Genomic DNA, 8,711 nt, shown 5'->3' with positions numbered 1-8,711 from the left:
CGGTCGCGGTATAGGCCCCGAGGATGCCCGCCGCGAGGCCGAAGGCGAAGAACAGGAAGCCCATGCCGCCGGGCAGCAGACGGCTGCGCGGGGCATACTTGCGCCCGGCGGGCTCCGGCTGGTTCTCCGGCACCGTCATCGACCCATCCTGCCCCGGCCTCCGGCCTGTCCCACGGGATTGACGATGACAAACCCGGCCCGTTATGGCAATCGGCTTGCAGGCCCGAGGGACCCCGCCCATGCTCGACGATACCGACGACATCCATCCGCTCTTCCACGGCGCGCCGAAGGGGCTGGAGTTCCGCAAGCTGAGGAAGCGCCTGGTGCAACAGGTGCGCGAGGCGATCGACACCTATGGCATGGCGAAGCCCGGGGACCGCTGGCTGGTCTGCCTGTCGGGCGGCAAGGACAGCTATACCCTGCTGGCGATCCTGCACGAGCTGAAGTGGCGCGGCCTTCTGCCGGTGGAGCTTCTGGCCTGCAATCTCGACCAGGGCCAGCCGGGCTTTCCGGCGACCGTGCTGCCCGAGTTCCTGACGAAGATGGGCGTCCCGCACCGGATCGAGTACCAGGACACCTATTCGGTGGTCATCGACAAGATCAAGCCGGGCGGGACGATGTGCAGCCTGTGTTCCCGGCTGCGGCGAGGGAACCTTTATCGGATCGCGCGGGAAGAGGGCTGTTCGACCGTGGTGCTGGGCCATCATCGGGATGACATTCTGGAAACCTTCTTCATGAACCTCTTCCACGGCGGGCGTCTGGCATCGATGCCGCCGCGGCTTCTGAACGAGGACGGCGATCTTTACCTCGCCCGCCCGCTGGCTTTCGTGTCCGAGGACGACTGCGGCAAGTTCGCGCATGGGATGGGCTATCCGATCATCCCCTGCGACCTCTGTGGCAGCCAGGAGGGGCTGCAGCGGGCGCAGGTGAAGAAGCTGCTGGACGAATGGGAGGCCCGGACGCCGGGGCGGCGGCAGGTGATGTTCCGGTCCTTGATGAACGTGCGCCCCTCGCATCTGGCCGACCCGGCGCTGTTCGACTTCGCCGGGCTTGCTGCCGTCATGGCGGAAGCCGAAAATTCTATGCAACTTTCGGGCGAGCGTTAAGGAACCGATCATGAACATTCGCCTAGCCTGAGCCCGAACTGCGGGCCTCACGCCCGCCGACGGGGACGGATGCCATGACGCTTGCACGCTTGCTGGACCGCTCTCGGCAGATCGCGGCGCTGGTGCCGGTGGCGGGGCTGCTGGCCTACCGGGCGGGGGGTGAGTTGGCTTTGACCGGACTTGCGGCGGTGCTGCCGCTGGCAGTGCTTGCCTTCGGCCGGACAGCACGGCCCAGGCTGGCCGAAGCGATGTCCGATCAGGTCACCGCCCGGCTGGATGCCACCCTGACCGAGACCGGCACCAAGGGCGGCGCCACCGGCTGCCTCGTCATCCAGTTCGATGATCCCGCCAACCTGTGTGACCGCCTCGGCCGCACCCGCCAGTCCGAGCTTCTGGCCGCCTGCATCGCCCGGCTGCGCGGCGCGCTTCGTCCGGGCGACATGCTCTTCACGCTGGAAGACGGCAGCCTTGTCGTCACGCTGGGCCAGGTCCCCCGGCTGGACCTGGAGATCATGGTGCGGATCGCCGCGCGGCTGCATCTTGTGGTGCAGCAGCCGATGACGCTGACGCATGGGCCGGTGCAGGTGACATGCTCCATCGGCTTTTGCCAGTCGCAGCAGCTGGCGCGTCCCACCGGCCGCGCTCTTCTCGACGCCGCGCAGGTCGCGGGGGACGAGGCGGCGCGCTACCGCCCCGGTGCCATCCGCGGCTATTCGGCCGAGCTTGCGCGCGCCCGCGCCGACCGCGATGCCCTGCGCGCCGGGTTTGCCGCCGCGGTCGACCGGGGCGAGATCCGCGCCTGGTTCCAGCCCCAGCTGTCCACCGACAGCGGCGAGGTGACGGGGATCGAGGCGCTGGTGCGCTGGCACCATCCTGATCGTGGTGTGCTGGCGCCGGGCACCTTCCTGCCCGCCATCGACGGGTCGGACCTCATGGAGCTTCTCGGCCAGACCATGCTGAGCCAGTCGCTCGCCGCGCTGGCCGCGCTTGACCGCAAGGGCTTGCGGGTGCCGACCGTCGCGGTGAACTTCTCGGCGCAAGAGTTGCAGGACCCGGAACTGCCGGACCGCCTGCGCTGGACGCTGGATCGCTTCCATCTGGCCCCCGCGCGCCTGACCGTCGAAGTGCTGGAATCGGTCGTCGCGGGCGATGGGGACGAGGTGATCGCCTCGAACATCAGCCGAATCGCGGCGATGGGCTGCGGGGTCGACCTTGACGACTTCGGCACCGGAAATGCCTCGATCACCGCGATCCGCCGCTTTGCCCTGAACCGGCTGAAAATCGACCGCAGCTTCGTCCGCGACGTGGACCAGAACCGCGACCAGCAGCAGCTGGTGACGGCGATCCTGTCGCTGGCCGAGCGGCTGGAGCTGGAGACGCTGGCCGAAGGGGTGGAGACGCAGGCCGAGCACGCACTTCTGGCGCAACTCGGCTGCGGCCATGTGCAGGGCTATGTCATCGCAAGGCCGATGCCGGTGGAAGGCCTGGTCGCATGGCTGGCAAACCACCGCGATACCTATGCGCGGGCGCTCAAGATCGGCGTGCCGAGCCGGTGATCGACGCCCGCCCCATACGGGAAGATGTTGGCCTGATCCCGCGGCCCGACCGGGGAAAGCCCTGGCCCCGCGCTTTCCGGGAATTGATCGGACCACCTGCCTGACAAGGCCGAAACTGCTTGACCTTTGCCCGCCCCTGTCGTTGAAGCACCGCTGATCCGATGGTCCGCAGGGTGATTGCCGCATGGAAGAGCAGAACAACAGGAACCTGATCCTGGCTATGGTCCTCAGCGCCGTGGTGATGATCGTCTGGTTCATCTTCTTCCCGCCGCCGGAAGCCCCGGTCGATCAGACGACGGCCACGACCACCGCACAGGACGCCGGTCCCGCCGCGACGCCTGCAGCCACGACCGGCGCGACGACCGGCACCGCCACCGGAGCCGTCACCGCCGAGACCCAGGCCACCGCCGATGCCCCCCGCCTGCAGATCGACACGCCCGAGCTTTCCGGCTCCATCTCGCTGATGGGCGCCCGGATCGACGACCTGTCGCTCAAGACCTACCGCGAGACCCTGGACCCCGCCTCGCCCGAGGTACGCCTGCTGTCGCCCGTCGGCCAGGAACACCCCTATTACGCCCTGATGGGCTGGGCCCCCGGCGCGGGAACTGCCGCTGCCGACCTGCCCGATGCCAGCACGCTCTGGACGGTCGAGAATGCGGGCCCGCTTGCCCCCGGCAAGCCCGTCGTCCTGGCCTGGACCAACACCAAGGGCCTGACCTTCCGGCGCGAAATCGCGGTCGACGAGAAATTCCTGTTCACCGTCACCGACACCGTCACGAACGCCGGCACAGAGGCCGCCGCCGTCTACCCGTATGGCGTGATTGCCCGCCACGGGCTGCCGCCGATGCAAAGCATCTTCGTGGTGCACGAAGGCATGGTCCGCAGCGCCGACGGCAAGCTGGAAGAGACCCGCTACAAGGACATCGTCAAGCTGGACCAGGTCGCCGCCGAACAGGCGGCAGCCGAACTGGTTTCGGCGGAAAGCAACGGCTGGATCGGCTTCACCGACCACTACTGGATGACGGTGCTGGTCCCCGAACAGGGCAAGCCCTTCACCGAGGTGACGAAGCACGTCGCAGGCGCCGACATCTACCAGACCGAGATTCGCCAGCCGGTGCAGACCCTTGCCCCGGGGGCCGAGATCACCAACCGGATCCAGCTTTTCGCCGGCGCCAAGGAATGGGCGGCGATCCGTGCATATGACAATGACGGCGTGATCCCCGGCTTCATCGATTCCATCGACTGGGGCTGGTTCTTCTTCCTGACCAAGCCGATCTTCGCCGTCCTGCACTGGCTGCACGGCTTCATCGGCAACATGGGCCTGTCGATCATCGCGCTGACATTCTTCCTGAAATTCCTCGTCCTGCCCCTGGCCTACAAATCCTATGTCTCGATGGCGCGGATGAAGGAACTGCAGCCGGAGATGGAGGCGCTGAAGGAACGCGCGGGCGACGACAAGCAGAAGCTGCAGAAGGAAATGATGCAGCTCTACAAGGAAAAGAAGGTGAACCCCGCCGCGGGCTGCCTGCCGATCCTGATCCAGATCCCGATCTTCTTCAGCCTCTACAAGGTGATCTTCGTCACCATCGAACTGCGCCACGCGCCGTTCTTCGGCTGGCTGAAGGACCTGTCGGCGCCCGACCCCTCGTCGCTTTACAACTTCTTCGGCCTCCTGCCCTGGGATGCGCCGGTGCAGGGCAGCGTGCTGCACCTGATCTTCATCGGCGTGCTGCCGATCCTTCTCGGCATCACCATGTGGCTGCAGCAGAAGCTGAACCCGGCGCCGACCGATCCGGTCCAGGCCTCGATCTTCGCCTGGATGCCCTGGGTCTTCATGTTCATGCTGGGCGGCTTCGCCTCGGGCCTCGTGGTCTACTGGATCACCAACAACACGATCACCTTCATCCAGCAGTATTTGATCATGTGGAGCCACGGAAAACGGCCCGACATCTTCGGCAACATCCGCTCGGCCAAGGCGGCGCGGGTAGAGGCGAAGGCAAAGGCGACCCCGGCGAACTCTCCGTCCCCGCCAACGAAGAAGACCGGCAGGAAATGACGATCCGGCTGGCCCATATCTGCCGGCACCCGATCAAGGCCTACGGACGCGAGATGCTCGCGTCCGTTCGTCTTTCGGCGGGCAAGGGCCTGCCCTTCGACCGGGAATGGGCGATCGCGCATGAGGCGGCGCGGCTGGTCCCCGGCTGGAACCCTTGCATGAACTTCACCCGCGGCGCCAAGGCCCCGGCGCTGATGGCGGTGACGGCCAGGCTGGACGAGGATGCGCGGCGCGTGACGCTGACCCACCCCACCGCGGGCGAGATCACAGCCGCCCCCGACGACCCCGCCGACCAGGCCCGGCTTCTGGCCTGGGCCGATCCGCTGATCCCGTCCAGTCGTGCCCGCCCCGCGGCGGTCGTCCGCGGCGGGGTGGCGATGACCGACAGCGACTTCCCCTCGGTGTCGGTTCTGTCGCTCGCCTCGCTGGCCGACCTGTCCGGGCGGATGGGGATGGACCTCTCGATCCACCGCTGGCGGGCGAACCTCTGGCTCGAGGGCGCCGAGCCTTGGGCGGAATGGGACTGGATCGGCCAGCGGTTCCGCGTCGGGAAGGCGGTTCTGGAGGTCGTCGAACGGATCACGCGCTGCGCGGCGACCACGGTCGACCCCCAGACGGGCGTGGTCGACGGCAACACTCTGGATGCGCTGGAAGCCAGCTATGGCCACAAGGATTTCGGCATCTACGCAAAGGTGATCGAGGGCGGCGAGATCGCGCTCGGACAGGAGTGGAAACCGGCATGAGCATGACCTTCACCCTGGCCCCCGAGCCCGAGGACGACGCACGCGAGGCCGGGCGGCTGCTGTTCGCGGGCCCCGTGACCTTCGTGAAGGGCGTGGTCGCGATGTCCGGCCTGCCCCCCGCCGACCGGCTGGAAGTCTGCTTTGCGGGCCGCTCCAACGTGGGGAAATCCAGCCTGATCAACGCGCTGACGGGCCGCAAGACCCTGGCGCGAGCCTCGAACACGCCGGGCCGGACGCAGGAGATCAACTACTTCGCGCTTGGCGAAGAACGCTATCTGGTCGACCTGCCCGGCTATGGCTATGCCGAGGCGCCGGTGGCGGTGGTCGCGAAGTGGCAGGCGCTGCTGAAGCAATACCTCTCGGGCCGGGTCACCCTGCGGCGGGCCTTCGTGCTGGTGGATGCGCGGCACGGGGTGAAGGCGGTGGACGAAGAGATCCTGAAGCTTCTCGACCGCAGCGCCGTGACCTTCCAGGCGGTGCTGACCAAGGTCGACAAGATCAACCGCACCGAACGCGCGGCGGTGATCGAGCAGGTGAACGGTGCGCTGGGCAAGCACCCGGCTGCCTACCCGGAGATCGTCGTCACCAGTTCCGAGAAGGGCGAGGGGATCGAGACCCTGCGCGCGCTGATCGCCACGATGGAGTGATCTAGCGGCCTGCGTCGTGATCCGGATCGGCCCCCGGCACCGGATCATAGCCATGCCCGCCCCAGGGGTGGCAGCGGCAGATGCGACGGGCCGCAAGATAGCCGCCCTTCAGCGCGCCGTGCCGCTCCAGCGCCTCCAGCGCATAGGCCGAGCAGGTGGGCTGGTAGCGGCAGCCATGGCCGACCCAGGGCGACAGCAGCAACCGGTAGGCGCGCACCGGCAGCGCGACCAGATGCGCCAGGGGCGTCATGCGCCGCCCCGATGGACCGAGGCCAGCGCCTGTTCCAGGTCCGCGCAAAGGTCGGCATAGGGGCGGGAGACGGTCGCCTCGGGCCGGGCGACCAGGACATAGTCCCAGCCCGGCAATGCGCGCGGCGCCAGGACCTCGCGCGCCAGGGCCCGCAGGCGGCGCTTGGCGCGGTTCCTCAGCACGGCATTGCCGATCTTCTTCGACGCGGTGAAGCCGACGCGGGTCTGCGCCTCCCCATCCGCCCGGTTGCGCGCCTGCAGAAGGAAGCCCCCGGTCCCCTGCCGCCGGGCCGAGGCGGCCTTCAGGAAATCGGCGCGCTTCTGCAGCACGCAAAGCGAAACCGCCGGAGAGCCAGCGGGCGCTTCGGCGGCGATGCCTTGGCCCTGGGTCTCCGGCGGTGTCATTCGCGAACCCTGACGCCCTGACGGGCGAAAGATCAGGCGGTCAGCTTGTGACGGCCCTTGGCGCGGCGTGCGGCCAGGACCAGACGGCCGTTCTTGGTGGCCATGCGCGCACGGAAGCCGTGGCGGCGTTTGCGAACCAGGTTCGACGGTTGAAAGGTGCGCTTCATCGCGGCTCTCCATCAGACATGACCCAAACCCCAGGCGGATTCGAGGGCCGGTAACTTGAAGCCCGTCCTTTACGGGCGGTCGCGCCCCAAGTCAACGTCGCCCGCGCGGATTTCCGGCAACATTTCCGCATCTGCCGGAGTTCCCGTGCCGATGCGGCGACAGACTCCGCGAGAGGTTTCCAAACGCGCGCCGGGCGCCTATTTTAGCCCCAAGTTGTTTCACAATCCGCCGTTGCAGCGCTTCGTGCAACGCCGGGTTCTCTCAAGCCGGACAAGGAAGGTTCGGGTGGCCGAAAGACGCAAGAGCTTTCTCAAGACGCTTTCGGGGCGCTTCCTGATCCTGACCGTGATCTTCGTCGTGCTGGCCGAGGTGCTGATCCTGGTGCCGTCCATCGCCCGCTTCCGGGCAGATTTCATGCTGACCCGGCTGAAACAGGCCCAGATCGCCGCGCTGACCCAGCTGGCTGCCGAGGACATGGTCTCGCCCGACCTCGAGAAGGAACTGCTGGCCAATGCCGAGGTCTACAACGTCGTCCTCCGCCGCAACGAGGTCCGGCAGTTGGTCCTGTCCTCGCCCGTTCCCGGCGAGATTCATGAAACCTACGACCTGCGGATGGCGGGTCCCTGGGAACTGATCCGCGATGCCTTCGCCTGTCTTCTGGACCCGAAGGATCGCGTGATCCGCGTGATCGGCTATCCGGTGCAGGACGCGGGCACGCTGATCGAGGTGACGATGGACACCAAACCGATGCGCGAGGCGATGCTCGACTACGGCCTGCGCATCCTGGCTCTCTCGGCGCTGATCTCGGTTGTCACCGCCTTCCTGCTGTTCGTCGCGGTGCGGCGGCTTCTTGTCCTGCCGATCCGCCGGGTGGTGCGGCACATGCAGACCTATGCCGAGGCGCCCGAAGATGCCCGGCGGGTGATCGAGCCGACGGCGGATGTCGAGGAATTGCGCATCGCCGAAGAAGCGCTCCAGTCGATGCAGACCCAGCTGACCGGCAACCTGCGGCAGAAGGAACGCCTGGCGCAGCTGGGCGGCGCGGTGGCGAAGATCAGCCACGACCTGCGCAACATCCTGACCACCGCCCAGCTTTTCGCCGACCGGCTGGAGGGCAGCGCCGACCCGGTGGTGGCGCGCTCGGCGCCCAAGCTGATCGCCTCGATCAGCCGGGCGGTCAGCCTGTGCGAATCGACGCTCGCCTTCGGCAAGGCCGAGGAACCGCCGCCCCAGCTGCGGCGCATCAATCTGGCGCAGCTGGCCGGCGAGGTGGTCGAGGGCGAGGGGCTGGGATCCGAGACGACGATCACCTGCCTGATCGACGTGCCGCCCGGCCTGATGATCCGCGCCGATGGCGAGCAGCTTTACCGGGTGCTGTCGAACCTGATCCGCAATGCCCGGCAGGCGATCGAGGCGACGGGACAGCCGGGAACGATAGAAATCTCGGGCGGCGAGGACGAAAAGGAATGGTGGGTCCGTGTCGGCGACACCGGCCCCGGCCTGCCGCAGAAAGCGCGCGAGCATCTGTTCGCCGCGTTCCAGGGCGGCGCGCGCAAGGGCGGCACCGGTCTGGGCCTCGCCATCGCCGCCGAACTGGTGCGTGGCCACGGCGGGCGGCTGGAACTGGCGCGCAGCGATGCCGAGGGCACGGAATTCGCGATTCACCTGCCGAAAGGGACGGCCGAGCCGCCCGGGTGATTTCGCCCTTGCATTGCCCGCCGCGCAAGGCTACATCGCCCGGCATTGCGGACCCGTAGCTCAGCTGGATAGAGCATCAGACT

9 protein-coding genes are annotated in these 8,711 nt (G+C 67.6%); 6 read left to right on the top strand and 3 right to left on the bottom strand.

The window, feature by feature from the left end:
* Positions 1–239 precede the first annotated feature (239 nt).
* The 5 genes from ttcA (at position 240) to yihA (ending at position 6,108) form a co-directional block, all read left to right on the top strand.
* Positions 240–1,106: a tRNA 2-thiocytidine(32) synthetase TtcA gene (gene ttcA / locus V7Q39_RS16815; RefSeq protein ID WP_333817770.1), complete on the top strand. Its 867-nt coding sequence runs from the start codon at positions 240–242 to the stop codon at positions 1,104–1,106.
* A gap of 74 nt (positions 1,107–1,180) precedes the next feature.
* Positions 1,181–2,662 carry a bifunctional diguanylate cyclase/phosphodiesterase gene (locus V7Q39_RS16810; RefSeq protein ID WP_333817769.1) on the top strand — a complete coding sequence of 494 codons (1,482 nt, stop codon included), beginning with the start codon at positions 1,181–1,183 and terminating at the stop codon, positions 2,660–2,662.
* 184 nt (positions 2,663–2,846) lie between these two features.
* Positions 2,847–4,718, top strand: coding sequence for a membrane protein insertase YidC (yidC, locus tag V7Q39_RS16805; protein ID WP_333817768.1), 1,872 nt, complete (start codon positions 2,847–2,849; stop codon positions 4,716–4,718).
* On the top strand, positions 4,715–5,461 hold the full coding sequence (locus tag V7Q39_RS16800) for an MOSC domain-containing protein (protein ID WP_333817767.1): 747 nt from the start codon (positions 4,715–4,717) through the stop codon (positions 5,459–5,461). Before yidC ends, V7Q39_RS16800 begins: the two co-directional genes overlap by 4 nt.
* Positions 5,458–6,108: a ribosome biogenesis GTP-binding protein YihA/YsxC gene (gene yihA / locus V7Q39_RS16795; RefSeq protein WP_333817766.1), complete on the top strand. Its 651-nt coding sequence runs from the start codon at positions 5,458–5,460 to the stop codon at positions 6,106–6,108. Before V7Q39_RS16800 ends, yihA begins: the two co-directional genes overlap by 4 nt.
* Before the next feature lies 1 nt (position 6,109).
* Here the strand turns inward: yihA and yidD are convergent, their stop codons facing one another.
* Genes yidD through rpmH form a run of 3 tightly spaced genes read right to left on the bottom strand, consistent with a single transcriptional unit; the run spans position 6,110 to position 6,929 of the window.
* Positions 6,110–6,358 carry a membrane protein insertion efficiency factor YidD gene (gene yidD / locus V7Q39_RS16790; RefSeq protein WP_333817765.1) on the bottom strand — a complete coding sequence of 83 codons (249 nt, stop codon included), beginning with the start codon at positions 6,356–6,358 and terminating at the stop codon, positions 6,110–6,112.
* Positions 6,355–6,762 carry a ribonuclease P protein component gene (gene rnpA, locus V7Q39_RS16785; RefSeq protein ID WP_333817764.1) on the bottom strand — a complete coding sequence of 136 codons (408 nt, stop codon included), beginning with the start codon at positions 6,760–6,762 and terminating at the stop codon, positions 6,355–6,357. The genes yidD and rnpA overlap by 4 nt, the downstream gene beginning before the upstream one ends.
* A 32-nt stretch (positions 6,763–6,794) precedes the next feature.
* The gene (gene rpmH, locus V7Q39_RS16780; RefSeq protein ID WP_103259146.1) at positions 6,795–6,929 is read right to left on the bottom strand and encodes a 50S ribosomal protein L34; all 135 of its coding nucleotides are present in this window, start codon (positions 6,927–6,929) and stop codon (positions 6,795–6,797) included.
* A gap of 286 nt (positions 6,930–7,215) precedes the next feature.
* Here rpmH and V7Q39_RS16775 point away from each other — a divergent pair, with 286 nt between their 5' ends.
* A complete protein-coding gene (locus tag V7Q39_RS16775; RefSeq protein WP_333817763.1) occupies positions 7,216–8,628 on the top strand; it encodes a sensor histidine kinase in 1,413 nt (470 codons plus the stop codon).
* Positions 8,629–8,711: the final 83 nt, after the last annotated feature.

Source organism: Tabrizicola sp., from assembly GCF_036781545.1.
Lineage (GTDB): Bacteria > Pseudomonadota > Alphaproteobacteria > Rhodobacterales > Rhodobacteraceae > Tabrizicola.
This window is presented reverse-complemented; position numbering and strand designations above follow the sequence as displayed.